Below are 26,010 nucleotides of genomic sequence, written 5' to 3'. Positions count from 1 at the left end.
TCATGCGCACCGAAAACGAGCACACGATCTTCCTGAAAGACTATGCACCGACGCCGTACCGGATCGTTGCCGTGGACATGGATTTCAAGATCAGCGAGGCTGGCACGCGCGTTCGGACGCAGATGACCGTGGAGCCGAGGCCGGAGACGGAACCGGGTACGTCGCTGGTGCTCGACGGCGACGGTTTGACGCTGCAATCGATCGCTATCGACGGCCTGCCGCTGATGCTCTCGGGTTATGCGACAGACGACAACGGCCTGACCGTCGTCGAGCCGCCCTTCCGGCGCTTCGTGCTCGAAACCGAAGTCAACCTCACGCCCGAGACCAATACCAAGCTCATGGGACTTTATCGCTCGAGCGGCACCTGGTGCACCCAGTGCGAGCCCGAGGGTTTCAGGCGCATCACCTATTATCTCGACCGCCCGGATATTCTGGCGCCCTTCAAGGTGCGGATATCAGCGCCGCGCAACATCGCGCCGGTCCTGCTTTCCAACGGCAACCTTATCGACAAGGGCGATGCTGGCGACGGTACGCATTTTGCCCTCTGGGAAGACCCCTTCCCCAAGCCCGCCTATCTCTTCGCGCTCGTGGCCGGCGATCTCGGTTCGATCACCGACACTTTTACCACCGCCAGCGGGCGCAAGGTCGACCTTGCCATCTACTGTACTCATGGCAAAGAGGCTGAGTGCCTTTATGCGATGGACAGCCTGAAGCGCTCCATGGCCTGGGACGAAAAGCGCTTTGGCCGCGAATATGATCTCGATGTGTTCAACATCGTCGCCGTCTCCGATTTCAACTTCGGCGCGATGGAGAACAAGGGCCTCAACATTTTTAACGACAAGCTCGTCTTCGCCCTGCCCGAGACGGCGAGCGATGCCAACTATGCCAATATCGAGCGCGTCATTGCGCACGAATACTTTCACAATTGGACTGGCAATCGCATCACCTGCCGCGACTGGTTCCAGCTCTGCCTCAAGGAAGGCCTGACGGTTTATCGCGATCAGGAATTTTCTTCGGACGAGCGCAGCCGCCCGGTGCAGCGCATCCATGACGTGGAAAATCTGCGCATCACGCAATTCCCCGAGGATGGCGGGCCGCTGGCCCATCCGCCGCGGCCGGATCGCTATCGCGAGATCAACAATTTTTATACGACGACGGTCTACCAAAAGGGCTCGGAAGTCGTGCGCATGCTGGCAACGCTCCTGGGCGAAGCCGGTTTCCGCAAAGGCATGGACCTTTATTTCGAGCGCCACGATGGCGAGGCGACAACGATCGAGGCCTTCCTGAAGGTCTTTGAGGATGCGACCGGCACCGATCTCAGCCAGTTTTCGCGCTGGTATCTCAATGCCGGTACGCCTGCTGTCACCGCCAACGACAGCTACGACGCGGGAAGCCAGACCTATACGCTGACCCTGTCACAAAAGACCGCGCCGACGCCGAACCAGCCGGACAAGCCGCCTTTCGTCATTCCGGTGAAATTCGGTCTGATCGGCCCCAATGGTAGCCCGATGGGCTGGTCCAGCGTCAGCGGCGGCACGGTCAAGGACGACCTCATCGTGCTTGATGGCGATAGCGTCACGCTGACCTTTACCGGGGTTGCCAATCGCCCGGTGCCGTCGCTGCTGCGCGGCTTCTCGGCTCCGGTAAAGCTCTCGACCAATCTGACCCAGCAGGACCTGCTGTTCCTCGCGCGACACGATAGCGATCCGTTCAATCGCTGGGACGCACTGCAGACGGTGGCGACGCAATTGCTGGCCGCCGCCGCTACCGGCAAGGCGCCGGCATCAAGCGATGTCGACGCGCTGCGCCAGGCTATCGTCGACACGCTCAGCGATCCCTCTCTTGACCATGCGTTTAAGGCCCAGGTCATCGCCATGCCGGACGAAACGGTCATTGCCCGCCAGATCGGCAGGGATGTCGATCCGAACGCCGTCGCCGAAGCGCGCCGGGCGCTGATCCGCGCTATCGTCGGCCCGGTGGCCGAGCACCTCGAGGCGCTCCATGCCGAATTGGAGGTCATCGAACCCTATAGTCCCGGTGCGGCCCAGGCCGGCCGCCGCTCGTTGCGTAATGGCCTCCTCTCGCTGCTGACTGCCGGGTCGGACCGGGGTGCAGCTCTTGCCGAGGCGCAGTATCATTCGGCCAGCAACATGACCGATCGCTATGCGGCGCTCGCGATTTCCGCTCACAATTGGACCCAAGCAGCCCCAGCCCTTCTGGGCGATTTCCGCACCCGCTTCGGTGGTGATCCGCTGGTTTTCGACAAGTGGCTCGTTGCTTCCTCGCAGGCGCCGGACGAGGGCGCCATCGAGCGCCTGCGGGCTATCCTCGCTGCACCGGACTTCCCGCGTACCAATCCCAATCGGCTGCGAGCCCTGCTCGGCAGCTTCGTCATGAGCAATCCGGCGCAGTTCGCTCGGGGCGATGGACTGGGCTTCCGGTTCGTGACGGAAGCGGCGGCCGAGATCGACAAGGTCAATCCGCAGGTTGCCGCGCGCGTACTCACCGGCTTCCGCATTCTGCCGCTGCTCGAACCGGGTCGCCGCGAGGCCGGCCGGGCCGCTCTCGAAGCGCTCAAAAACCAGCACACGCTCAGCCGCAATACCGGCGATATCGTCGACCGAATCTTGGCAGGCTAAACGCCTGATATCGAGCAAAAATGAGATGCTTCCCCACCTCAAAAGGGGGAGGCATTGCCGTTTTCGGCCCCACGTCGCCTTGAGCCGTGTTTTTCACAGGGCTGTGGAAGGATTTTTCTTTTCACCTAAGTGATTCAATCGACTCACGTTTTGGCGCCGCGCCCGCAAAGGCGCAAACACCCCTATGGACAAGCCCCCTCGGGGTGATTCATTACTTGTTAACGAGCAAATCGCTTCGGGGCTAACCCTTTAAATTTATGGAGAATTTCATGCGGTCGTCGGAGGTATCCGGCGCCGATGCTGATGGATTCGGCATGGGCAATGGGGATAAATTTCGGCGCCTCCGCCGCCAGGGCACGGCTGCACCCCGAGGGTTCAGACACCGTGTCCTGACGCCGATGACGCTGGCTGTCGCCGCCACCGCCTTTGCCGCAGCGACCCTTTTCATCGTTTACGACGTCGTCACGACGCTGGGCGAAGTGAAGCGCGAACTCTCACTTATCGGGGTCGCCGTCGCCGCGCGCGTTGCCAATGAGCCCGTCACCGCCGCCGAAACGACACTTGCGAGCACGCCAAGCGATTTTCCGGGTATTACCCGCGCGCGCTTTGTCGAAGCGGAGGCCGATTTCGGCGATTTCTTCTCTCACGCCGTGCCGGCCGGGTCGCATGGCCTGCTCAGCGTTCAGGCAGAGCAATCGGGCGCAGTTGGCGCCCTTGCCGGGCGCGGCGCAGCAGCCCTGGCGCTTGCCAGCCTGGTGACCGCGCTGACGTTGCGCCGTCGCCGCGGCGAGGACATGCCCGATCCGATGGAGCGCCACACCTATCGCTCCCTCACTTCGGCGATCCCCATGGGCATTGCCTGCTGGACTACCGACGGTCGAATGATCGTTTGCAATGGCGATTATCGCGAACGCCTCAAGCTCGAAAGCGACAGCATCAGCTACCCCGAGGCTCTGGGGCGCCTGATTGCTGGCGGCTATATGAAGCTGCTGCGCGAAGAGAGCGGCAACCGGCTCCTGGAACTGCATCAGCAAGACGGCTCCTGCCTGCTGATCGACGAACGCCCCCTTCCCGATGGCGGGTTCATGACGATCTTGTCGGATGAAACCGAGCGCCGTCGCACTGACGTTCTGCTCTCGACCATCCGCGAAGAACAGCGCCTGCTGGCCCGCCGCTACCACGAAGAAAAGATCAAGGCGGAAGCCGCGAGCCGCGCCAAGACCAATTTCCTCGCCCATCTCAGCCACGACATTCGCACCCCGCTCAACCACATCATCGGCTTTGCCGAACTGATGGAATGCGAGACCTATGGCAAGATGGGCGATCCGCGTTACGCGGAATATGTGCAGTCGATCAAAACCTCGGGCGAACACCTGCTCAATTCCTTCGCCGCCATTCTCGATCTCGCCGAACTCGAAAATGGACAAAAGGTGTTGCGCGCCGACGCCGTCCCGCTCGACGAAGTCATCACCGCGACCTGCCGCCGCTTCCGCGGTCAGATTGCCCGGGCCGGTCTTTCCCTCTCCGTCAATTCCGAAACCGGGGCGATGCTCTGCGGCGATCGACTGGCCTTTGTGCGCATGGTTGGCAATATCGTCGAGAATGCGATTCGCTTTACCCCGGCCGGTGGTAAACTAACCCTCGCGACCTTTGCCGCAGACGATGGCGTCGTCATCGAGGTCACCGATACCGGCATCGGCATGACCGAGGAGCGGCTTTCGAGCCTCAGCCAGCCCTTCGCTCTGGGCGATGCCACATTCACCCGCGAGGGTGTCGGGCCGGGTCTCGGGATTTCCATTTCCCGCGCCATAGCCGAATTGAGCGGAGGCCGCATGGTCATCGACTCGGCGCCATCCGTCGGCACGACGGTCGCCATTTCGCTGCCGCTCGACGTGCGGCACAGCAAAGTGACCGTGGCGGCCTAGATCATGATCAACCGCGAGTGGCACGAAGCGCATCGTCTGGGTCCGAAAGCCAAGCTAGACGAACGCGTTGCATGGCATATCGAGCATGCCCAAGTCTGCGGCTGCCGGAACATGCCCGAGAGCATCAAGGCAGAATTGGCAAAGCGCGGTATTCCGCAGCCTGAACGGCGGCGCTAGAGCGTTCGCGCCGTCTCGTACCAGGCCGCGGCCGCCGCAGCGACTTCTCCCTGCATCTCCGACACATCAAGCGCCAACCGCCCGAAATCGGGATAGTGGCAAAGCTGGGCGAGGAGGTCCTGGAAGGCTGGCGACCAGGCTTCGTCCTTGAACGGACTGACCAGCGCCGAACTCATCACCTGCAGCACGGTCGCGTAAACCGTGTGGATTTCGGCGAGGCGCTGGCCCCTGGGGACGAGACCGATTTCGCCGAGACGCGCCAGAACCTCGGCCGGTGGCGCTTGCGGCAGAGCGATTTGCGGGCCCGCGACCAGTTGTGCCGACTGGGCAATGAATTCGAGATCGACGAGACCGCCATCGGCGAGTTTCAGGTCGAAAGCGTGACGCGGTTTGCGCTCCTTGGCCATCAGCGCCCGCATACTGACGACATCGTCAATGATCTTGCCCCTGTCGCGCGGCATTGCCATGACCTCGGCGATCTCACGCTCGACCACATGGGGCAGATCACCCGTCCCGGCGACGACGCGGGCGCGGCTGAGGGCCAGGTGCTCCCAGGTCCAGGCCTCGCCGCGCTGATAGGAGCGGAAGGAGGCGAGACTGGTGGCGAGTGGCCCGGCATTGCCCGAAGGACGCAGACGCATATCGGTTTCGTAGAGCACGCCCTCGCTCGTCGGGGCCGCAAGCGCAGCGACTAGGCGCTGGGTCAGACGTGCGAAATAGTGCGACGGGGCCAGCGGACGCTCGCCGTCTGACTCGGTGTCCGGCGCGTCATAGAGCAGGATGAAATCGAGGTCGGAGGTAAAAGTCATCTCCCGGCTCGCCATCTTGCCGAAGGCGAGAAGCGCCGTGGAGGCGCCGGTAATGCGGCCATGGCGGCGGGCAAATTCCTCCTGCACACTGGCAAAGAGGCGGTTGAGCAGAGTTTCGGCGAGAGCCGTAAACTGCTCCCCGGCCACCGCGGCACTGACAGTACCCGAGAGCAGGCCCGCGGCGACGAGGAACTTTTGCTCCTGCCCGATGATGCGGGCGCGATCGATCAGCTCTTCATAGGTGCGGGCATCGGCAAGGAATGAATCCACCTTGGCCACCAGCACATCGCGATGGGTGACGTCATTGGCAAAGGCTGGATCGATGAGGCCGTCCACCACATGGGCGCGATGGATAACCGCCTCGGCCATGCGCGGCGCCGAGGCCATGAACTGCACCAGCAGCGAACGCAACTGCGCATGGTTGCGCAGCAGCGCAAAAAGCTGGACGCCGCCCGGCAGACGGGAGAGGAAATCGTCCATGCGCGCCAAGCCAAGATCGGCGCTGCCGGCATTGGCGAGGGTCGTCAGCAGGGAAGGCAGCAGTTCGGTCAGGTGCGCACGCGCGGCGGCGCTGCGCGTGGCGGCATAGCTGCCATAATGCCATTTTCGCACCGTCTCGATGGCCTTGTGGGCATCGGCAAAACCCATATTAGTCAGCGTTTCGAGCGTGTTCGGATCGTCATCGCTGCCGGTGAAAACGAGATTGCCTTCCACCGTGCCGAGGGACTCTCCTTCGGTGAAAAGCTCGGCATAGTAGCGCGCGACGCGCTCCAGCGCAGCGCGATAATCGGTCTCGAAAGTTTGTAGGTCGGGCTGGTTCATCAGCCGGCCGATGACAGCTACAGCCACGGGCGTGCCGGGCATGATGTGGGTCTGCTCGTCGCGCAGCATCTGCAGGCGGTTTTCGACGGCGCGGAGATACCAATAGGTTTCGGTCAACTCGCTCGCCGTGGTCGGACTGATCCAGTTGGCCGCCGCCAAAGCCGCCAGGGCCTTCGAGGTCGGGCGCACGCGCAGGGCCTTGTCGCGGCCACCGGCGATTAGCTGTTGGGTCTGGGCAAAAAACTCGATCTCGCGGATGCCGCCGCGGCCGAGTTTGACATTGTGGCCCTCGACGCGGATGTCGCCGACATTTTTGGACACGTTGATCTGGCGTTTCATCGCCTGGATATCGGCAATGGTCGCGAAATCGAGATGCTTGCGCCAGACATAGGGCGCGAGCTCCTTCACGAACGCCTCGCCCACCTGCTTGTCGCCGGCACAGGGTCGCGCCTTGATCCAGGCGGCGCGCTCCCAGTTCTGGCCGCGCACTTCGTAGTAGGCCAGCGCTGCATCGACGGAGAGCGCTACCGGCGTCGAGCCCGGATCGGGGCGGAGGCGCAGGTCGGTGCGGAAGACATAGCCGTGGGCTTGATGGTCCTCCATCAGGCCAACCAGCTTCTGCACCATGCGCGAATAGATTTTCGTGCCTTCGCTCGGATCGACCAGCACAGGCTTCTGCGGATCGAAGAAGGCGACGATGTCGATATCGGAGGAATAGTTGAGCTCGCGACCGCCATGCTTGCCCAGGGCGAACAGCGCCAGGCCGGAATTTTTGGCGCGTGCGTCTTCGCGCGAGAGCGTCAACTGGCCCTTGTCAAAGGCCTGTCCCATGAGGAAATCGAGCGCGGCCTCAAGGGCGGCATCGGCTAGGTCGGACAGTGCTTCGGTTGCTCGCGCCGTGGTCCAGACGCCACCGGTTTCAGCCACGGCCGCCAGAAGCGCAGTGCGTCCCTTGGCGATGCGCAGCGTCTGGCCAAGGCCGGCTTCGTCCGCCGTGATACCCGCTTCGGCGACCGACAGCAAAAGCTCGGCAAAGACTGTATCCGGCCCGCGCTCGAGCGCATCTGCCAGCCAATCGGCATGGGTCCGGGCCAATTCGAGCAGGTAGGGCGCCGATTGCAGCAAGGTGCCGAGGGTGGGTGTCGCCGCCTTGAAGGCAGAAACAGCCGTGGCCGGCAATTCGGCCAGCAGAGCGTCAAAAGCGGGATGTGAAATGGCGGGCAAAGGCGAGAGATGGATGCTCATGAGAGAGGCATATCCCGCCACCAAGGCGCCAGCAAGCCGCCCTCAACCCTTTGTCGCGTCACTTTCCTCAGTGTCGGAAAGTTCCGCCAGAATGCGTTTTTCGTCTTCGGAAAGAGGCGCGACTTTGGGCCCCGACGGCGCCCGCCGCATCGCCCAGAAGAGGCCAAAGAGCCCCAGCGCCAACAAGACAGGCGCCGCGATCCAGAGGATCAGCGTGTGGTTGTTGAGGCGCGGATTGAGCAGCACATATTCGCCGTAGCGGTCGACGAGATATTGTTCCACCTGCGCATTGCTATCGCCCGCCACCAGCCGCTCGCGCACCAGAACGCGGAGGTCGCGCGCAAGGTCGGCGTCGCTATCGTCGATGGACTGGTTTTGGCACACGAGGCACCGCAACCCCGCCGAAATATCGCGGGCGCGCTGCTCCAGCACCGGGTCGTCCAGCATTTCATCGGGCGAGACGGCAAAGACAGGCGCGACGAGGCAGAGGACCAGGGCGAGGAGCGACAAGAGACGCTTCATTCGGCTGGCTCCATGGCAGGCTTGGCCGTCCGCTGCGGCGCGCCGACGCGCAGGCGCCTATCCGTCAGCGACAGCACGCCGGCACCGGCCATGACGAGGGCGCCGAGCCAGATCAACAGGATGTATGGCTTGTACCAGATGCGCACGACATGGGTGTTGTCGAGCGGCTCGCCCAGTTGCAGGTAGAATTGCGAGAGCCCATAGGTTTCGATCGCCGCTTCCGTCGTCGGCATGCCGCTCGCCACATAGGTGCGGCGCTCGGCCTCCAGCGTCTTGGTACCGCCGCCGGGTGCAGTGACGGTGAAATGCCCAGTATCGGCCATATAGTTCGGCCCTGGGACTTGCTCGAAACTGTCGAAAGCAAGCGTATAGCCGCTCAGCTCCGCCGTCTCGCCGGGATTGAGCGTCGTCACCAGCTCAGTTTCCCAGGCGCTAACCGAGACAATGCCGAGCACAGTCAGGCCCAGCCCCATATGCCCGAGTGCCGTTGACCAGATGGTGCGCGGCAGGCCGACAAGGCGGCGAACGCTTTCGCCGACCGGAATGCGACCAATGCGGCCGCGCTCGATCAGCTCTGCAAAGGCGCCGAAGGTCACCCAGAAGCCGAGCAAGAGGCCGAGCGGCGCCAGCGAAATGGAAATGCCGCCAAGCGCCGAAACCAGAATGGTGAGGAACACGGCAAGGACCGCAGCGCCAGCCAGCCTTTGGCCCGCCGCGACGAGATCGGCCCGCTTCCACGGCAGCAGCGGCCCAAAGGGCAGCACCAGCAATAGCGGCGCCATTAGCGCGCCGAAGGTGAGATTGAAGAAGGGCGCGCCGACCGAGATCGTCGTGCCCGCCAGCGCATCGAGCAACAGCGGATAGAGCGTGCCCACAAGCACCGCGCCCACCGCCGTGGCGAGGAACAGGTTGTTGAGAATGAGCGCACCTTCGCGAGAGATCGGCGCAAAAAGCCCGCCCTGACGCAGGCTGCTTGCCCGCAGCGCGAACAGCAGGAAGGCGCCACCGATGAGGACCGCCAGAATGGTCAGGATGACGAGGCCGCGCGTGGGGTCGCTGGCAAAGGTATGGACCGATGTCAGAATACCCGAGCGCACGAGGAAGGTGCCGAGCAGCGACAGCGAGAAGGTGATGATGGACAAAAAGATCGTCCAGATTTTCAGCGCATTGCGCTTTTCCATCACCAGTGCGGAATGCAACAGCGCAGTGCCGGCGAGCCAGGGCATGAAGCTGGCATTTTCGACCGGATCCCAGAACCACCAGCCGCCCCAGCCGAGTTCGTAATAGGCCCAGTAGGACCCCATGGCGATGCCGAGGGTGAGGAAGATCCAGCTCAGCATGGTCCAGGGGCGCACCCAGCGGGCCCAGGCCTGATCGATGCGCCCCGAAATCAGCGCCGCCATGGCAAAGGAGAAGCAGATCGAAAAGCCAACATAGCCCGCATAGAGCAGCGGGGGATGAATGGCGAGGCCGATATCCTGCAGGATCGGGTTGAGGTCCGAGCCTTCCAGCGGCGGCGGAGAAATGCGCTCAAATGGGTTCGAGGTGAAAAGCGTAAAGCCACCGAAGGCTGCGACGAGTAGGCTCTGCGCGCCAAGCACCAAGTTTAGGAGGTCTGCCGGCAGGCGTCGGCCAAAGGCGGCAACCAGCGCGCCGAAGAGCACGAGGATGAGGATCCACAGGAGGAGCGAGCCCTCATGATTGCCCCAGACGCCGGAGATCTTGAAGATCAGCGGTTTCAGCGAATGCGAATTGTCGACCGCCAGCTTGAGCGAAAAATCGGAAGTGACAAAGGCCTGCACCACCGCGAGGAAGGCCACGGCCACCAGCACGAATTGCAGGATGGACGCCTGCGCCAATACCTGAGCCAGACGCTGACCGCTACGCCAGAGCAGCAGGCCGGCGAGCGCCGAAACCGTGGCGATGGCACAAGCCAGGATCAGGGCAAAATGACCAAGTTCGATGCTCACGGCGTCGCAGTCTCCGGCCGCCACTCGCCCTGGGCCTTCAGTGCATCGACGACTTCGCGCGGCAGGTAGTTTTCGTCGTGCTTGGCAAGCACATTGGTGGCGGTGAAGCTGCCGTCGGGCCCGATTGCACCCTCGGCGACGACGCCCTGCCCTTCACGGAAAAGGTCGGGCAGGATGCCGACATAGTGCGCGACGATTTCGGTCGCGCCATCGGTCACGACAAAGGTGTTCGACTGGCCTTCGCGCACCCAACTACCGTCCTTGACGAGACCGCCTAGGCGAATCGGGTGGCCCGCTTCTACGCCCCGCGTCTGCACGTCGGTTGGGGAATAGAAGAACACGATCTGGTCGCGCAGCGCGGTCAGCACGAGCGCTGCAGCGACCACCAACACGAGGCCGAGCCCCATGATGACGGCCAGGCGCTTCTGCTTGCGCGACCAGCCCTTGCGGCGAACGGCAGATGGCATGGTCATTGCTGGTCTCCATTGAGTTTGAGGCCGGCGGCCAGCGCCATGCTGTCGAGTTCCCCGCGGTCGAAGGCTGCCGGATAGGCCACTACCGAGGCATCATAGGCAATCTGCGCATTGGGCAGGTCGCCAAGCACGATGTATGAGCGCACCAGTTGCGACCATTCCTCGACGGTTCCTCCATCGGCAAAGAGGCGCGCGGAAAGGCTTCCCACCATGCCGCGGATCATCTCCGCCTGATCCTGCGCCGTCGTATCGACACCATCATTCTCGGCAACGGCAAGCCCCTGGCGGGCCGCTTGCAGCCAGGGTTCGTCGCCTTGCGCGAGATCGATCGCGGCCTGCCAGAAGCGGGCAGCCTCTTCATATTGGCCCGTGCGGGTCAGCTCGGCACCGAGATAAAGTCGCGATTGCGCGTGAGCGGGGTCCATGTCGGCGGCGTTGCGCAACAGGCCCATGGCCTCTTCCGATCCCACACCATCTGCCGCCAGCAACAGGGCCTCAGCCCGATCGGTCAGCAATTGGGCGGTCGGTTCGGAGAGATCAATGATGCGGCCATAAGCATCTGCCGCATCGGCAAAGCGGCCGACTTCCAGCAGTGCCGGCGCCAGCACAGTCCAGCCGCGCAGATCATCGGGATTGGCCGCAAGCTGCGCTTCGATGCGCGCAATGGCCGTATCAAGACTGATATTCTGCGCCGCAACATCGGCCCGCCCGGCAAGCGGCTGGGCCGGGAGGTTGGGGCTACCGAGAAAGGCATAAAGCCCAAGCGCCAGAGCGGCGACGAGACCGATGCCAGCAAACAGAGTACCCCGCCCCAGTTCATACGCGGTTTGTGGCTCAGCCTCGCCCTTGGCGCGCAGCATTTCGCGCGCCAATTCGCCCTTGGCGCCCACGGCTTCCTCGGCCCCGATCTTGCCGGCTGCGAGATCGGCGTCGATCCCGGCCAGCACGAGGCGGAAATGGCTGTTGGCATCAGCGCTTTCAGGCGTGCTCACGTTGACCATGCGACCGCGCCCCGCGTACAACAACGCGGCGCAGGCAATGGCGGTAACTGCAATGGCGATCGACCAGAAAATCATGGGCCCCAAACGCTTGCTTTCCTCAACGAGCAAGCTTGGGTCCTCTATAAGCCCATTGCGGCGAAAAACCATCAAAACCCGCGTGTTCGCTGTGGACGCATTGCCACAGCGGCAGCCGGTCGCAGGGATTTGAGTGCATGAGCGAGGCCGAGCTGGATTTTGCCGTCTTCGGTTCGAGCCCCCTGGCCGGGCTCGTCGCTGGGCTTCTGGCGAGCCGTCACAAGCGCAGCGTGGTTATCATCGGCGACGCCCAGGCGCGCTATCGCCTGCCACGGACGCTCGACATGTCGGTCGCCCCGATCACGCGGCCCGAAACCTGGGCGCTGCTCAAGGCCTGCCTGCCTGATATTTCCAAGCTCGTCACCAGGATCGGCGGGCGACACGCGCTGCGCCGCGTCGACCCGATCTTCTTTGCCGATGGCCCGGCCGCCCGCGAGGCCCTCGGGCATTTTTCCCATATGGCCCGCGCCCATGGCATGATCCTCGAAACCGTGCCGCCGGCAAAGATCGGTGCCGAACGCGCCGCCCTACGCATCAACGACGCGGTGACCATTCATCGTCCGGGTTTCGAACCCGCGCTCGAAGCCTGGCTGAGCGAAAGCGGTGTTCGCCGCCTTGCTCCGGAAACGGCAACCATGGCGCCCGGCGGCGCCACCGCCATCAAGGCCGGCGATGAAACGCTCGTCGCCCGCCGTGCCATCCTGGTCGACGACTGGGCCATTTCGCGCGCCTTGGCGGGCTGGCAATGGCCGGCCCAACTATTGCGCCAGCCGCACGCAACCATCCTGACCGCATCGAGCCGTCATCTCGCCGGTCCGATCATGGCGCAGCTCGATAGTGGCACCATTCTCGTGCAGCACGAGGAAGGCGGCATGGCCGCCATGGGCCCAGGCGGTCTCAGCGCCTTTTCCGGCCGCCTCTCGACGCTTCTGGCCGAGACCGGACAATTGCAACAGGTCGGCCAGGTCGGATACGAAATGCTGGTGCCGAGCGATGGCGCCCCACTCCTCGGGCCGGTCGCCATCGATGGACCGCTTCTCCTCACTGGTCTTGGCCCGACCGGCGCCTTTCTAGCGCCCGCCCTGGCGCGCTGGCTCGCGGGAGAGGCCAACGCCGATGAGACCGAATGGTGCGAGGCGCGCCGCCCCGACAAGCGCGGTCTCGGTCGTTCTGTGGCCGAGTTCAATTCCCGGATCGAAGAGCAGGCGGCATGAGGCCACAGACCAATCGCCTGCCCGCCACCACCGGCAAGGGCCTTGCCGGCGCGCATATCGACCGGACCCGCCCGATCCGGTTCACCATCAATGGCCGCGTCACGCCTGGCTTTCAGGGTGATACGGTCCTCAGCGCGCTCCTCGGCGCTGGCGTCGATACGATCGGCACCCATGCCGGCCTGCCGCTCGGCCTCCGCGCCGGGGCAGCTCCGGCCATTGCCTATGCTGCCAAAGCCAGTCTGCCCGAACACGCCCTGCCGATGGAGCGCACGCCCGCCCGTGATGGTGCCGAATATCGCATCGTCGCCGAAGGCCCGACGGCCGGCCTCTTCGCGCGGCTCTTCCAGCCGGGACGCACGCTCGGCCTCGCGCTCGACACACCCAATAGTCTCGTGCGGCCCTGGCGCTCCATTCGGGGCGAGAAGGCAGAACCCACCGACCTGATCGTTGTCGGTGGGGGTGTAGCCGGCATGGCCGCGGCCCTTGCCGGCGCCCATGCGGGGCTAAAGGTCACGCTCATCGAGGCAAGCCCACATCTCGGCGGTCATTCCGGCCTTTTCGGCACCCAGGATGGCGAAAGCACGCCCGAGGAAAATGTCGCGACGCTGACGGCCGAAATTGCCGTGAACCCGACAATCACGGTTCTCACCCATGCCGAAGTTTTTGCCATTGGCGAAGGCGTCGTACGCGTGCACCAGCTCGACATAACCGGCGAGCGCGTCGAAAGCCGGGTCGTTGACCTGCCCGCACGGCATACCGTCCTCGCAACCGGCGCATTCGAACGTCTGCCCGTGCTGCCGGGCAATCGTCTGCCCGGCATAGCGGGCGCCCAGGAAGCGTTCGAACTCGCCTATCGCTACGGCATCTGGCCGGGCCAATCCTGGCTCCTTGCCACCTCCGCCAATCCCGCCTATCGCCTCGCCACCCTGCTCGCCGAAAGCAATATAGGCCTTGATCGTATCCTCGATGGCCGCGACCAGGCCAGCTCCCGTTATATAGAATTCTGCAAGGCCTATGGCTTCAGGCAGTTTCCCGGCACTATTCCGCTCGCCGTCACCCCCGGCGCCAGTGGCCGCCTTTTGATCGGGCTGCCGCATGGCGAGCCGGTTGCTGTCGACCGCCTGGTGCTCTGCGGCGGCTGGCAGCCCGACCTGACGCTTTGGCATCTGGCGGGCGGCGGAAGCCGCTGGAATATCCGGAGAGAGCGCCTCGAGCCCATCGGCGAAGTGCCGGGTCTCGTATTGGCCGGTTCCGCCGCGGGACATTTCACCCGGCGTGGCTGCGTCACCAGCGGCATCCATGCCGTTGATCGCCTCCTCGGCCGACCGGGCCAGGGCGTCGACGATCCCGTCATCGACGCCTTTTATGAAACGCCAGACCGGCAGATGCATGTGGCCGATAGCGGGGAAGCGCCCGCGCCCACCTATCTCGACGCCGACAATACCTTGATGCTGCGCCCAGCCCCGCCACCGCGTCGCCGATGGACACATATTTTTCGTGGCTCCCAAAACGGACCGGTGCGAGTCCTGTCGGAAGCACCACAACCGCTCTCCATCGGTGCCATTTGTGCTGGGGTCAGCATCGGCCTCATCCCACCGGACTCTGCCGGCGTGGTCGCGCAGGAGCGCGTTGCGCTTGTGCCTCTCACTGGCGCCCCCCCGCCGCAACAACCCGCCGCTGAAGAAGCCAGCGGGATACCGTCCTATCTCGCTGACCGTTTTGGCCATGATGCCATCGTGGCGATGCTGCGCCACGACCCGTCGCGCCAGCTTGGCAGCGGCGCCCTGATTTTCGAAGGGGAAGATACGCTTGATCCACGCCGCGCCGTCGGCGTCGTGCTGCGCACGCGCAACGGCAAAACCGAAGCGCTTGTCGCCGCTTCGGTCCGCAATGTCGTGGTACGCGATCTCGGCCAGGCAATCCCAGCCGAGGTGGAGCCCTAGTTCCGCCGCTCCGCCGCCTGCCGCGCACGCTTCAGCGTATCGGCATATTCTGGCGAGAAGCGCACCTGCGCCATCTGGATGACAGCATCAAGGCGGGCGATGGTATTGGCGTCGTCAGGATTTTCCTTGAAGAGATCCATATTGCGCTGGATGTGAATTTCGAGCGCCTGTCCCGACTGGTGCCAGGCCTGTTCATAGACGGTATTCAGCGCCAGGGAATCGCGGCAATCGCGAACGGTCGCCAGCAGATAGATACCGCCCACCGCCGCCAGCAGCTTGTCGGTATCGAGCCGATCGGTATTTTCGCGCCGGCGCATGGCCTGGTTGAGGTCGGTCACGACCTCCTTGAGCCGCGGCTCGATGCGGTCCGAGACATGCTTGGTTATGGCCGACAAGACGGCCGTCGCCTGGCTGCCGCGGGAGAATTCGAGATAGCCGGTCAGGGCGCGCACCAGCCTGTGGAAGCGCTCGAGCGCCCGGCAGATCAGATCGACATCGGCGAACGGCCCAATGGCCTGGAAGAACCGCAACTGGTTCTGTGCATGCGAAACGCAGGCATCGATCAGCGGCCCAAGGCCGGCGCGCCGCACCGACACTTCCGTCGCAGCGCCAGAAACCTTGATCGCGGCGAGAATGAGTTTGGTGGGCTGCGCCACCTGCCCCAGGGCCGCCTGAAAAACCAGCGCAGCGAGCGCGGGGTCCTGCAGCGGCATGGCCTGCATGGCGGTGCCGAGCGCGGTTTCATCAGAGATTGTATTGGTCGCTTTGCCGAACGCCTGGGCTTTGCCCAGAAGGGCCCGGTTACGCAGGGCCAGCATCACGGTCGGCAGGTGATGCCGCGCATCCTCGCGACCGAGTTGCGCGGAAAGACGCCGCGCGCCTTCGGCATCGGCCTGGCCCTGGGCGAGCCCGGCCTTCATGCGGCCGAGAATTTCGGGCATGGCCGCTTCGACATCGGCGGCAATCAGCGTGCCGTTGCTCAGCTTTTCCGGGGCGAAAATGTCGTTGCAGAGGTCACGCGTCACCCAGACCCATATGGCCTGCGCCGCTTCGGCATTCACCGATCCGGGAAAATTCTCGATCACCGGTTCCTGCACGAGAACGGCATCGATGAGGCCGCAGAACGGCCCCGAAGCTCTGGTGGCTGCGGCCCCCGAGTTTGTCGGGGCCGACGCACTCACGTCCGCGCGGTTGGCAAGCTGTGTCATCAATACTATCGGTCAGAGGGGTGTTTGCCTGCGAGCCTAACGCCCGCAGGTAAACAATCCTTAACTGCCGAGTGCGGACTTATCGGTAAGACCGGCCAGCATCACCAGTTTGCGATAGGTTTTAGGCCGCGCCCTGGACCACGTTCCAGTTGCCGGTCTGCTCGCGGCAGGCGGTGCCCTTCTTCACATAGTCCTGGCCATTGACCTTGACGGTGTGGGTGAAGTCGCGGCAGTCGAGATTGTTGACGCGGACATAGGGGCCAACGGAGACCGAACCGGTCGTGCCCTTGTCGCCGGCCCACTGGCGCGGCGCGCCCGGGCGGCCAAACTGCAGTGCATAGAACTGAGCGCTGTTGGCTTCGTTCGAATCCTTGGCGGTCATCACGGCGAGAGCTGCCGGATCAACGAAACCGTTCGAGATATTGGTCGTCAGGCGCGCCTGCTGCACGTTCTGGGCCGAGCTCGGCACCAGCGGCTGGGCGATGACGGGGGCAGTGACAACCGGCGCCTGGGCCACCTGGCTCGTCCCGGTGCTGGAGCAACCGGCGAGAACCAGAGCAAGAACTGGCGTGGCAAACAAGGCGAAGCGATTCATTGATATGGACCTTTTCAGCATATGGTCGGTACTTGTTGAGCCAATGCGGCGAAAGTGCGTCAGGCCGCCGGGGATCGAACCAAACCGCCCAGCCGCGCCGTGGGCAGGCGGAGTTCGACCAGAAGCCCGCCAAGCGCAGAGCGCTTGAGCTCCAGACTTCCGCCGTACACATCAACCAGTTCCTTGACGATATCCAGCCCCAGTCCGGATCCCGGCGTTTTCTCGTCCAGCCTGACACCGCGGCGCAACACTTTGCGCGCGTCGTCCTCGGAAAGTCCGGGGCCGTTGTCGTCAATACGAATCAACAATTGCGTGCCCTTGGCATTGCGCTCGCTCGATAGACGCACGCCGACCTGACCCTTGGACCACTTGCAGGCATTGTCGAGCAGGTTCCCCGCCATTTCCTCGAGGTCGGCCTCGTCGCCCCGGAACCAGGGCAGCGAAGCATCCGGCCGCTGGAAGGCCACTGTCACATCGGGATGGATTTTGCGCATCACGCGCGTCAGGCGCAGCATGATCATGGTCGAGTCGGCCTTCTTGCCGACAATGGACGTGCGAGCCGCGAGCCGCGCCCGTTCGAGATAGGTCGAGACCATATTGCTCATCTTCTCGGTCTCGGCCTGCACGACGTCAGCCAGCGCGCCCTTCTTGGCGCCTGCCTCGTTGCGAAGCACGGCAATCGGCGTCTTCAGCCCATGGGCAAGATTGCCCACCTGATTACGCGCCCGCTCGATGATCTGCGCATTCGAGCGCAGCAATTCGTTGACCTCCTCGGCCAGCGGCGCGATTTCGGTTGGATACTGGCCGGTAATTTCGGTGCTTTCACCCTCGCGCACGCTTTCGATGGCGGCGCTGAGCCTGTCGATGGGCCGCAGCGCAAAGCGCGCCACGATCACGCTCATGATCGCCAGCATCGCCCCCACGGCACCAAGCACGATGAACGTCTGACCGCGGAAATCTTCGACGAGGCCGAGAATTTCGGTGAGATTGCCCGCCACCTCGATACGATAGGTCTCCCCGCCCAGTGTCACGCTGCGTTCAACCACGCGAAGCTGAGTGCCAAATGCATCCGCCACCACGCCAGTCCGCCGCCCCAGCTCGTCGAGCGAGCCCGAAAGCTGCGGCAGGTCGATGCCCACCACCGACGTGGACAGATTGACCAGCACACCATCGCCATCGCGGATGATCCAGTACCAACCAGAGCGTGGCCGATCGAAACGCGGATCGGCCAGCGCAATATCGGGATCGCGCGGATCGCCCACTTCCAGCAAAATGCCCGCAAGGCTTTCGACGTGAAAATCGAGGGTCTGCGACAGCGTCGTATCGAGCGCCCGCGAATAAAGATCGGTCAACAAAAAGCCGGTCGCCAGCAGCGCCACGACCAGCCAGCCCACGGTCAGCCAGAACAGAGAGGCCGCAATGGAGCCCTTTCGCAACCAGTTCTTGGCCGCGCTGGGTTGCGGCGCCGGTTTCTCGGCCTCGCTAGACAAGGCCGAACCTACTCGATGATCTGGTAGCCGAGGCCACGCACGGTCTGGATGCAGTCTTCCGGCAGCTTCTTGCGCAGGCGCCCGACGAACACTTCGATCGTGTTGCTGTCGCGATCAAAATCCTGATCGTAGAGGTGCTCCGTCAGCTCCGTGCGCGAAACCACCTTGCCCTTGTGGTGCATGAGGTAGCTCAGGAGCCGCAATTCGTGGCTCGTCAGCTTGATCGCCTGTCCGTCCACGGTCACACGGCCCGAACGCGCATCGAGCCGCACCGGCCCTGCGGTAATTTCGTTGCTGGCATGGCCCGCGGCGCGGCGCACCAGCGCACGGAGGCGCGCCAGCACTTCTTCCATGTGGAACGGCTTTGCGACGTAATCGTCGGCGCCGGCATCGATGCCCTGCACCTTGTCGCTCCAGCGATCGCGCGCCGTCAGCAGCAGCACGGGCAGAGTCTTGCCCGCCCGCCGCCATTCTTCGAGCACGGAAAGGCCATCCATCTGCGGCAGGCCGATATCGAGCACCACCGCATCATAAGGTTCGGTATCGCCGAGGAAATGTCCCTCTTCCCCGTCGAAGGCTACGTCGACGACATAGCCTGCTTCGGTCAGAGCTTCTTTGAGCTGCCTGTTGAGATTGGTATCGTCTTCGACAATTAGAATACGCATGACTGCCCCCGCCGCTCAGCTGCTATTGCGCGTTCAGAACCAAATTCTGCGCCTGACCGTCAGCCGTCAAGACACCAATGATATAAACCAGTTGCCCGCCCTGGTCGCAAACCTGAACGCTCAGGATTTCAGCACTGGGATCGACCCCGGCCGAAGCCAGCACAGCATCGAGCGACATGATCTGGCCGGAGGTGACCGCCTCCTGAATTTCCTGGCGGCCAAGGCAGGCCTGGGCCTGGCTCGTTCCGGTGCCTGCAAGGGCAAGGGCGAGCGCCAGGGCGATGGCAGCAGCGGCGGAAGGTTTTGGGGCTTTGGTTTTCATGAGGCCAAACTAGCGGGGTCTTACTGAATGGGACATGAATAAGGCAATTCATCTTGGCGTCCACAGTTCCCATTATGCGCGGGGCCCCGCGCGTATCTCACGCCGCGCCGCTTTTGAGCCCCTTGCGAAGGAAGATGATGGCCAGGGCTTCCAGAATGAGGCTCCCCGCCGAACCGCCATCAAGCGCGGGCAGTTCCACCCCCAGCACCTGCGCCAAACCGGCCACCAGCATGAAGGCCGCGACAATATAGGTCCGATAACCCGACAACATGGTCATGATCTCTCTCTGTTGCATGGATGAAGGAAGTTTCACATCAGTCAGCGCTGCCGCCCTGATTTCGGCCACGCGGCGCGTCCAGCCCCGGCCAAAGACCGCAAAACTGGTCAGCCGCTGGAGAAAGCTCAGGCGCCGGTCGCAGAGCGCATTGATCAGTCGCCTTGGATCGGCCGCCTCGACCGCCACCAGTGTCACCGGCCCGATCTCGCCATCGGCGGCCACGCCAAGCGCCGCCTGCAGCACACGCACCGCCCGGTCCGGCCCCGAATTGACCGCAAAGTCGAACAGCGCCAAATCGACTCCGCTCGGCATGGAGCCGGCCTTGGCCGTGTTCCAATAATTTGCCCGATAGATCAGCGCCGCTTCATTTCGCGTCAGCGCCGCGACCGCCGCCTTGGACACCCCCGTCCAGGGCGTCACCTTTCGCCAGCGCGCCAGCGTCTTGCGGGTAATCCCCATATTGGTTGCCCCGCCGGGATCGCTGGGATGGTCGACATAGCCGCCCTCGTGCCGCAGAATTTCAGTCAGACAGCGCTCGAACCGCTCGTCATTCGCCATAGATCCCCTCCGCCACATGGCCCGTGCCCAGTGCCGCGCTCACCTGCGCCACCGAAAATCCAAAACTGGTGGCAAGGCCGCCAAAATCCGCTGCCTGCTCGGCAGCGCCGTAGCTCGCCAAAGGCGTCGAAGCCTCGATGCTGCGCTTGAGCGTCGTTCCGTCGAAAATGGAGACCCGATAGAGTTCGGGCGTCACGTCCAGAGCTGGCTCTGCCGCGCCCCAGGCATCGTCCTCGGCCCGGCTGCGCCGCATCCAGGAGAAGACGATCGCGTCCGTCCCATTCCTTTTCGCGCGCAAATGTACCGGCGCCAGTGGCAATCCCGGATCGGTCGTCGTCGAAACTGTGAGCACCTGACCTACGAGATCGGCCGTACCGGCATAGGCGTGAACATCCCGCGCCTCGCCCAGCCTCCCGGCCTCGACCGGTACCACGCCCACCTTTCCGTCGAGCACGATCACCCGCCGCCCCGGTGAAACCGGCCCCATTGCCCAGTCCGTGCCCTCCAGCCCGCGCAGCAGTTTGGTCAGCCGATAAAGCCCCGGCTCCGCCAGTGTCGCCTCGGCAAAACCGATGATCTCCCAAAACCCGACATCGGTTTCCACCGCCAGCCGATTGCTCCCGGCCAACACCCCCGCCTCCGTCCCATCGGCAATATGCCCGCCATAGAGCCTGATGCTGAGATCGTTCCCCCGATCCCAAACCGCGACCGGCCCCGGTTCGATCCCCTCGACCACTTCGCCCAGGGCCGCCGCCCGCGTCAGATCGAGCAGCCCGGCGCCCGTGGCTGTATCGACGAGCCGCACCGTGCCCGGCCAGGGCTTTGCATAGGCGCCAAACACCAGCCGGCTCCGACTGGGATCGCTTGCCAGCGGCGGCAAATGCGCGGCAAAAACCACCGGTGCCACGGCCAAGCCGACGACCGGCGCAACTGCCGGCGCACGATCGATCCCGGTCGCTGAAGCCGTGCCCGCCGAAACCGCCCGCGCCGTTATCCGCCGCACCGCGCCATCGCGAATCTCGGTAACCTCGTACGGCCCCTCCCCGTCGACCACCACGCGGTCGCCCGGCTCGATCGCTACAAGATTGGGCGGCAGCGAAAACTCCACCGTGTCCGCCGAAGCCGCGCGATCATCCAGCAGCCGCTCCGCCGCGAGGCGCGCCGATGCCCCATCGAGCACCATATTGACGCTTTCGCTGACGAGCTGCCCCGCCCCCGGCCGTACCGCCGTCGCAGAGGCGGTCAGATAGTCCCGCCCCTTATCGAAATGGTTGAGCGCTAGCCGCCCCGGGCGTTCCATGGCCGCCGCCCGACGCTGCGAGAGCACGGCACCCTCGTCCTGCGCCAGTTCCTCCCGGTCAAACCCGACAACCGTGCCGCCGCGCGCCGAAATGGCCGCGAGCACGCCCCCGCGCGCCACCAGTCTTTGCCCTGTAATCTCGAGCAGTGGTTCCAGCGCATCGCGCGCCGTGCCAGGCCCCGACAGAATGACGCCGGCAACCATCGGATCGGACGCCCCGGCATGCACCACCGCGCCATGCTCGGCCGCCATGGCCGAGGCCATTTCGTCATTGCTCATCGCCCCGAGTCGCCCCGTCAGCCAGTGCCCCGTGGCATGATTGACGCCGTCGGCCCAGACATCGGTCCGCGCCGGAAAGGCCGGAAACGGCCGTGCATCCCAGGTCCAACAATAGATCCGCTCGGGATCGACCATGCCCGCCGGGTTCTTCGCCGGACTCCCCCAATGCCGGTAATGCGCGCGCAAAAACTGCCGCTGGATCAGCGGGTCCGAGAGCCCGTTGGAAAAATAGGGCCGCCCCCCTTCAGAACTCTTCGCGTCGCCGAAAATATTGGGCTGATTCGCTCCCTTGTCGACTGCGGCGCAGCCAAGCTCTGTTAGCCAAATTGGCTTCGAGCCCGGCACCCATGCCGTCGGCGAACCCGCCCTTACGCCACCCGGCCGATCATAATGATACTGGCTCCAGAAGGCCGAAATATCCTTGAAACGCCAGATCCAGTGCTCACCATGCGCCCCATCGGCAATCGGCGTGCGCACCTGCGCCGCACGGTCCGCATCGCTAGCATAGTACCAGTCGAACCCCTCGCCCCCGGCAATATTGCCGCCGAGATAGTCGAGGTCATGCGTGCTTCCCGCCACCGCATCGAGATGCCCCTGGCCATCCCGCCAGTCGGCGGCCGGCATATAGCAATCGATCCCCACCGCATTGATATTGGCCGAGGCCCAGAGCGGATCGAGATGAAAAAACTTCTCGCCGCCGCCCGGCTGATGGCCCGAATATTCACTCCAGTCCGCCGCATAGCTCAGTTTCATCGACGGCCCGACAATGGCCCGCACATCGGCCGCCAGTGTCACCAGCGCCGAAACGAAAGGAAACGAATTCCCCGCTCCACGGACCGTCGTCATGCCGCGCATTTCCGAGCCGATCAGAAACGCCTCGACCCCGGTCTGCGCCGCCAGATTTGCATAGTGAAGGATCATCGCCCGATAACCCGACACAAACGCCGCCACCTGACTCGCCGCCGCCGCCGTGCCATCCGGCGAGCCCGCAACGCCGGCCGCCGGATGACAGGTAATCCGCCCCCGCCAGGGATAGCTCGCCTGATGGCTTCCGCCATAAGGATCGGCCAAGCCATTCCCCACCGGCACATCCATCATGATCAGCGGATAGAGCGTCACCGAAAGCCCGCGTGCCCGGAGATCAGCAATCGCCGCGCGCACCGCCCCGTCCGATGGCGTCCCGCCATAGGCCGGCCCGCCGCCATGGCTCGACACCACCGGCACCGCCCCGCGCGAATATCCCGCCACGCTCCAGGAAACGCCCTGCACGTCCCGGCTCGCCGCCTCGACCCGTGGCCCGATCTGGCAAGACCCGCAGCGCAGATCATTGCCGAACCAGCTCACCACCAGCGAAACATGTTTCAGGTTCGGGCAAAGCTCCTGCAGCTCATTGATGGACACGGTCCAGTCGCTGACACCGGGTTGCACATGCGCATTCTCGGCCGCGCCGGTCCCCATGCCCAGCACGCGCAGTCGCGGCACTGGGTCATAGCCAAATTCCGTCGCCCCGGGGATCACCGTCACCGCGCGAATGGACGTTTCAAGGTCCCCCACCGGTCGGCAAAGCTCCGCCGAGATCTGCGGAATACGATTACCGAAGCGCGACAGCGGCAGGTTTTCAAACACCATATAGCAAAGTCCGCGATAGGCCGGCGCATTGCCCGCCCCCTGCGTCGCCTCGATCAGCCCATCCGGCATCTGCCCGGCGCTGCCATCATAAAAGCGATAGTTGATCCCCCTGAGATCGAGCAACTGCCCATCCGCCCAGACCCGCCCCAGCCGCGTCACCCGCCCCTCGCAAAAACCGATGGCAAAGCTCGCGCCGATCTCGTCTTCCTTTTCCTGCTGCTGGGGTTGCTGCCCCCAGCCCTTGGCGCCCGCTGTCTCGCCGCCCAGCACTTCGAGCTCGCGCGCCCAGATGATGTTCCCCGATAGCCGCCCCCAGCCATAAAGCCGCGGAATGGCCGCCCCCTCGACCGAGCCGCCGATCCTGACATCGAAAGTCGCCTGTTCGCGCTGCTTCGGCGTCTCACCAAACAGCCAGCTATCGACGACGCTCCCCGCCAGCGCCCCCAGCGCCCGCCCCACCGTCGCGCCAATCGGCCCACCCACCAGCCCCCCGGCAAACTGCCCCGCCAGGGATAAAGCCAAAGTCGCCATGTTTTTGGTCCTTTGTTGACAAGCTTCGATCCACCCCTCGCCCCTTGCGGGAGAGGGACAGATTTTCTGCGTTCAGCAGAAAATCAGGGTGAGGGGTATCTCTCCTCCGCAGAGGAGCTTACGGGGGCATCGCCTGCCCCTCATCCCAGCCGATTTCGCAACGCGAATTCGGCGATCCTTCGGGGCACCTACTCCCGCAAGGGGAGAAGGAAGACCGACGCCTGCGAAATGCTAAGGAAACCAGAACCGCCCACTCACCCGCTTCGCCCAGCCGTCAGTCAAATACGCTTCCACGACGCCGAGCTTTTCCTGCGCATGAATGAAGCGGTCTTCGGAAACCATGATCCCGCAATGCTTCGGCTCATCGAGCCCCGCCAGCCGAAACAGCACCACCTGTCCCGCTCCAAGGCCCCCCTCCGCCGGCAGCAAAAACCGCTCCGACGCCACCCGCAGCGCTCCGGCATTTTCGGGGTCGCGAACACTCGCCCGATAAGGCGGCGGCGCCATGGGCTCATCATCATAAAGCGCCCGCCACACCCCACGCAGCAGCCCCAGGCAATCGCACCCCGCCCCCAGCGTCGAAGCCCGGTGCCGATAGGGCGTGCCCAGCCATTCCCGCGCCGCCGCGACCACCAGCTCCGCCCTCATGGCACCACCGCCCGCCCATCGAGCGCATCGCCTTCACGCGGATAGCGCAGCACATAGTCGCTGCCCGGCACATGCGGAAAACCGCGAAAATTAACCCCATTGCCGAACTTGGCCTTGCAGGTCGAAAACCGCCGATCGCACCCCGCCGTCACAGCAAACACATCGCCCGCCACAACCCAGTCGCCCACCCGCTGCCCAAAGCCCAGGAGGTCGCCCCCCGACCCCTTGCGATGCGTCAGCACCGCATCCTTCAAGCCCACCCGCTTGCCGCCCGACCACTGCCCCATGCCAAAGGCAAACCAATCTTCAACAAAGCCCGAAAGCCCGCTGACCAGCACCCGAAACGGATCGACCACCGACACAACCGTCGCGGTCCCCGAACGCCCGGGCGCCGCCAGGTTCACGCCACAGCGCGCATCTCCCACCACGGCATCACACAGCCCCTGATAGAGCCGCCCGCGCACCGAGTTGAGCGCCTCCTGCGCCGAGCGCAGTTCCGCGCGAAACGTGCCGTCCTCGCGCACGATCTCGCCGATCGTATCGACCCGCAGCAACAGGTTCTGCGCAGGGTCCGCCCAGTTCACCAGCCAAGTCTCCACCCGCGCCCCATCAAATCGCCCGAGCGCAATATCCTCGTCGTCGATGGCGTCATGGTGCAAAATCCCGAGCACTTCCCCGGTCTCCACCTGCGCCCCCAACCGCGCCGGCACCTCGCCGCCCTCAAGCCCATGCATGGGCCTACAAGCCGTCCCCGAGACCACCAACTCGACATCATGGTCGGTAAACCCGAGCACCACACCATCGCTGCGCAACACCCGCCAGCAATGCGCCAGCGTCGTCTCGCTCCCCGCCAGATGCGCCGCCAACCCCGCCCCCACCGTCTTCATGGCAAGATCTCCACCAGCGGAATATTCGGCGCTTCAGCCCCGTCGAAACTCGACCACTCGATATCGAGCCGATCCGTATCGAACCGCACCGGCACATCGAACAGAAACCCCGCGCTCACCGCCGCCCCGGCAGCCGGCGCAGTAGCAAAGCTCACCACGCCCGTCGTGACATCCACCGTCCAACCAGTCGTCCGCTCGACCCCGGCCACCGCCACGCGCACCGATCCCGCAACCGGCTTCTTGATCGGCCGAAAATAGGGATCGAACGCCGCCCCATAACGCTTCAAAAGCTGAAACTGGGTTCGTGCGCCATCACCGGTCCCAATGGCCTGATCCCCTGGCAGCGGCGCTGCGCCATCCGAAGAGTGATCGATCCCGTCGCGCCACAAAAACCCATGCAGCCGCCCGCGCCTTTCCTCGAAAAACGCCAGCACCGCCTGCATATCCGCCCGCGATTTCACCCCATAGCCGGCATTGTAGCGCCGCCGCGAATGCGCCCAGCGCCCATTGCGCTGCTCGCTCCCGCCCGCCAGCGTTACGACATCGGTCTTGCGCTCCGGCCCACCCCGCGCCCCCAGCGCAATGTCGAGCGGAAACCGCACATGATGAAAGGCCATTTTCTTGTTCCCCCACTCTCGGTCCCTCCCTCGCCCCTTGCGGGAGAGGGACAGATTTTCTGCGTTCAGCAGAAAATCAGGGTGAGGGGTGCTCTATCCTCCGCAGAGGACCGTTTTGCTCGTACGGAAAGAATACCCCTCATCCGCCCCTTCGGGGCACCTTCTCCCACAAGGGGAGAAGGGAAGACG

20 protein-coding genes are annotated in these 26,010 nt (G+C 64.1%); 5 read left to right on the top strand and 15 right to left on the bottom strand.

What is annotated here, in order from left to right; genetic code table 11:
- Positions 1-2 precede the first annotated feature (2 nt).
- The 3 genes from pepN to J7557_RS06395 all read left to right on the top strand — a co-directional run bounded on the left by pepN (position 3) and on the right by J7557_RS06395 (position 4,741).
- A complete protein-coding gene (gene pepN, locus J7557_RS06405) occupies positions 3-2,639 on the top strand; it encodes an aminopeptidase N (RefSeq protein WP_291418501.1) in 2,637 nt (878 codons plus the stop codon).
- Between the two features lie 269 nt (positions 2,640-2,908).
- On the top strand, positions 2,909-4,564 hold the full coding sequence (locus J7557_RS06400; RefSeq protein WP_291418499.1) for a HAMP domain-containing sensor histidine kinase: 1,656 nt from the start codon (positions 2,909-2,911) through the stop codon (positions 4,562-4,564).
- A 3-nt stretch (positions 4,565-4,567) separates the two neighbouring features.
- Positions 4,568-4,741, top strand: a complete 174-nt coding sequence (locus tag J7557_RS06395; protein ID WP_291418497.1) for a hypothetical protein — start codon at positions 4,568-4,570, stop codon at positions 4,739-4,741.
- Here the strand turns inward: J7557_RS06395 and J7557_RS06390 are convergent.
- From J7557_RS06390 to ccmI, 5 genes are read right to left on the bottom strand one after another with little or no spacing between them, the layout of a single operon-like run.
- Positions 4,738-7,617: a bifunctional [glutamine synthetase] adenylyltransferase/[glutamine synthetase]-adenylyl-L-tyrosine phosphorylase gene (locus tag J7557_RS06390; RefSeq protein WP_291418495.1), complete on the bottom strand. Its 2,880-nt coding sequence runs from the start codon at positions 7,615-7,617 to the stop codon at positions 4,738-4,740. The genes J7557_RS06395 and J7557_RS06390 overlap by 4 nt on opposite strands.
- 42 nt (positions 7,618-7,659) lie before the next feature.
- Positions 7,660-8,139 carry a cytochrome c-type biogenesis protein gene (locus J7557_RS06385; RefSeq protein ID WP_291418493.1) on the bottom strand — a complete coding sequence of 160 codons (480 nt, stop codon included), beginning with the start codon at positions 8,137-8,139 and terminating at the stop codon, positions 7,660-7,662.
- A complete protein-coding gene (locus J7557_RS06380) occupies positions 8,136-10,109 on the bottom strand; it encodes a heme lyase CcmF/NrfE family subunit (RefSeq protein ID WP_291418491.1) in 1,974 nt (657 codons plus the stop codon). The genes J7557_RS06385 and J7557_RS06380 overlap by 4 nt, the downstream gene beginning before the upstream one ends.
- Entirely contained in the window at positions 10,106-10,582 is a 477-nt protein-coding gene (gene ccmE, locus J7557_RS06375) for a cytochrome c maturation protein CcmE (RefSeq protein WP_291418489.1), read from the bottom strand. Before ccmE ends, J7557_RS06380 begins: the two co-directional genes overlap by 4 nt.
- Complete coding sequence (gene ccmI / locus J7557_RS06370; RefSeq protein ID WP_291418487.1) at positions 10,579-11,691, bottom strand: c-type cytochrome biogenesis protein CcmI; 1,113 nt, start codon at positions 11,689-11,691, stop codon at positions 10,579-10,581. Before ccmI ends, ccmE begins: the two co-directional genes overlap by 4 nt.
- 104 nt (positions 11,692-11,795) lie before the next feature.
- Here ccmI and J7557_RS06365 point away from each other — a divergent pair, with 104 nt between their 5' ends.
- Positions 11,796-12,872, top strand: a complete 1,077-nt coding sequence (locus J7557_RS06365; RefSeq protein WP_291418485.1) for a hypothetical protein — start codon at positions 11,796-11,798, stop codon at positions 12,870-12,872.
- Positions 12,869-14,815 (top strand): FAD-dependent oxidoreductase, encoded by a 1,947-nt coding sequence (locus tag J7557_RS06360; RefSeq protein WP_291418483.1) that lies wholly within the window; start codon positions 12,869-12,871, stop codon positions 14,813-14,815. The genes J7557_RS06365 and J7557_RS06360 overlap by 4 nt, the downstream gene beginning before the upstream one ends.
- Here the strand turns inward: J7557_RS06360 and J7557_RS06355 are convergent.
- The 10 genes from J7557_RS06355 to J7557_RS06310 all read right to left on the bottom strand — a co-directional run bounded on the left by J7557_RS06355 (position 14,812) and on the right by J7557_RS06310 (position 25,821).
- Positions 14,812-16,023, bottom strand: a complete 1,212-nt coding sequence (locus J7557_RS06355) for a hypothetical protein (RefSeq protein ID WP_291418481.1) — start codon at positions 16,021-16,023, stop codon at positions 14,812-14,814. The genes J7557_RS06360 and J7557_RS06355 overlap by 4 nt on opposite strands.
- A 121-nt stretch (positions 16,024-16,144) precedes the next feature.
- Positions 16,145-16,618 carry a hypothetical protein gene (locus tag J7557_RS06350; RefSeq protein ID WP_051961055.1) on the bottom strand — a complete coding sequence of 158 codons (474 nt, stop codon included), beginning with the start codon at positions 16,616-16,618 and terminating at the stop codon, positions 16,145-16,147.
- Positions 16,619-16,677: 59 nt separating this feature from the next.
- Entirely contained in the window at positions 16,678-18,108 is a 1,431-nt protein-coding gene (locus tag J7557_RS06345) for a HAMP domain-containing sensor histidine kinase (protein ID WP_291418477.1), read from the bottom strand.
- 8 nt (positions 18,109-18,116) lie between these two features.
- Positions 18,117-18,773 carry a response regulator transcription factor gene (locus tag J7557_RS06340; RefSeq protein WP_291418476.1) on the bottom strand — a complete coding sequence of 219 codons (657 nt, stop codon included), beginning with the start codon at positions 18,771-18,773 and terminating at the stop codon, positions 18,117-18,119.
- A 22-nt stretch (positions 18,774-18,795) separates the two neighbouring features.
- Positions 18,796-19,095: a hypothetical protein gene (locus J7557_RS06335; RefSeq protein WP_291418474.1), complete on the bottom strand. Its 300-nt coding sequence runs from the start codon at positions 19,093-19,095 to the stop codon at positions 18,796-18,798.
- 97 nt (positions 19,096-19,192) lie between these two features.
- Positions 19,193-19,930 carry a glycoside hydrolase family 108 protein gene (locus J7557_RS06330; RefSeq protein WP_291418472.1) on the bottom strand — a complete coding sequence of 246 codons (738 nt, stop codon included), beginning with the start codon at positions 19,928-19,930 and terminating at the stop codon, positions 19,193-19,195.
- On the bottom strand, positions 19,920-23,669 hold the full coding sequence (locus J7557_RS06325) for a glycoside hydrolase/phage tail family protein (protein WP_291418470.1): 3,750 nt from the start codon (positions 23,667-23,669) through the stop codon (positions 19,920-19,922). Before J7557_RS06325 ends, J7557_RS06330 begins: the two co-directional genes overlap by 11 nt.
- Positions 23,670-23,900: 231 nt before the next feature.
- Positions 23,901-24,317, bottom strand: coding sequence for a hypothetical protein (locus tag J7557_RS06320; RefSeq protein WP_291418467.1), 417 nt, complete (start codon positions 24,315-24,317; stop codon positions 23,901-23,903).
- Complete coding sequence (locus J7557_RS06315; protein WP_291418466.1) at positions 24,314-25,204, bottom strand: DUF2163 domain-containing protein; 891 nt, start codon at positions 25,202-25,204, stop codon at positions 24,314-24,316. The genes J7557_RS06320 and J7557_RS06315 overlap by 4 nt, the downstream gene beginning before the upstream one ends.
- Entirely contained in the window at positions 25,201-25,821 is a 621-nt protein-coding gene (locus J7557_RS06310; RefSeq protein ID WP_291418464.1) for a DUF2460 domain-containing protein, read from the bottom strand. Before J7557_RS06310 ends, J7557_RS06315 begins: the two co-directional genes overlap by 4 nt.
- Between the last annotated feature and the right edge of the window lie 189 nt (positions 25,822-26,010).

The organism is Devosia sp. (assembly GCF_017744655.1).
Taxonomy (GTDB): Bacteria; Pseudomonadota; Alphaproteobacteria; order Rhizobiales; family Devosiaceae; genus Devosia.
The sequence above is the reverse complement of the archived record's forward strand: the minus strand, read 5'-3'. Positions and strand labels throughout refer to the sequence as shown.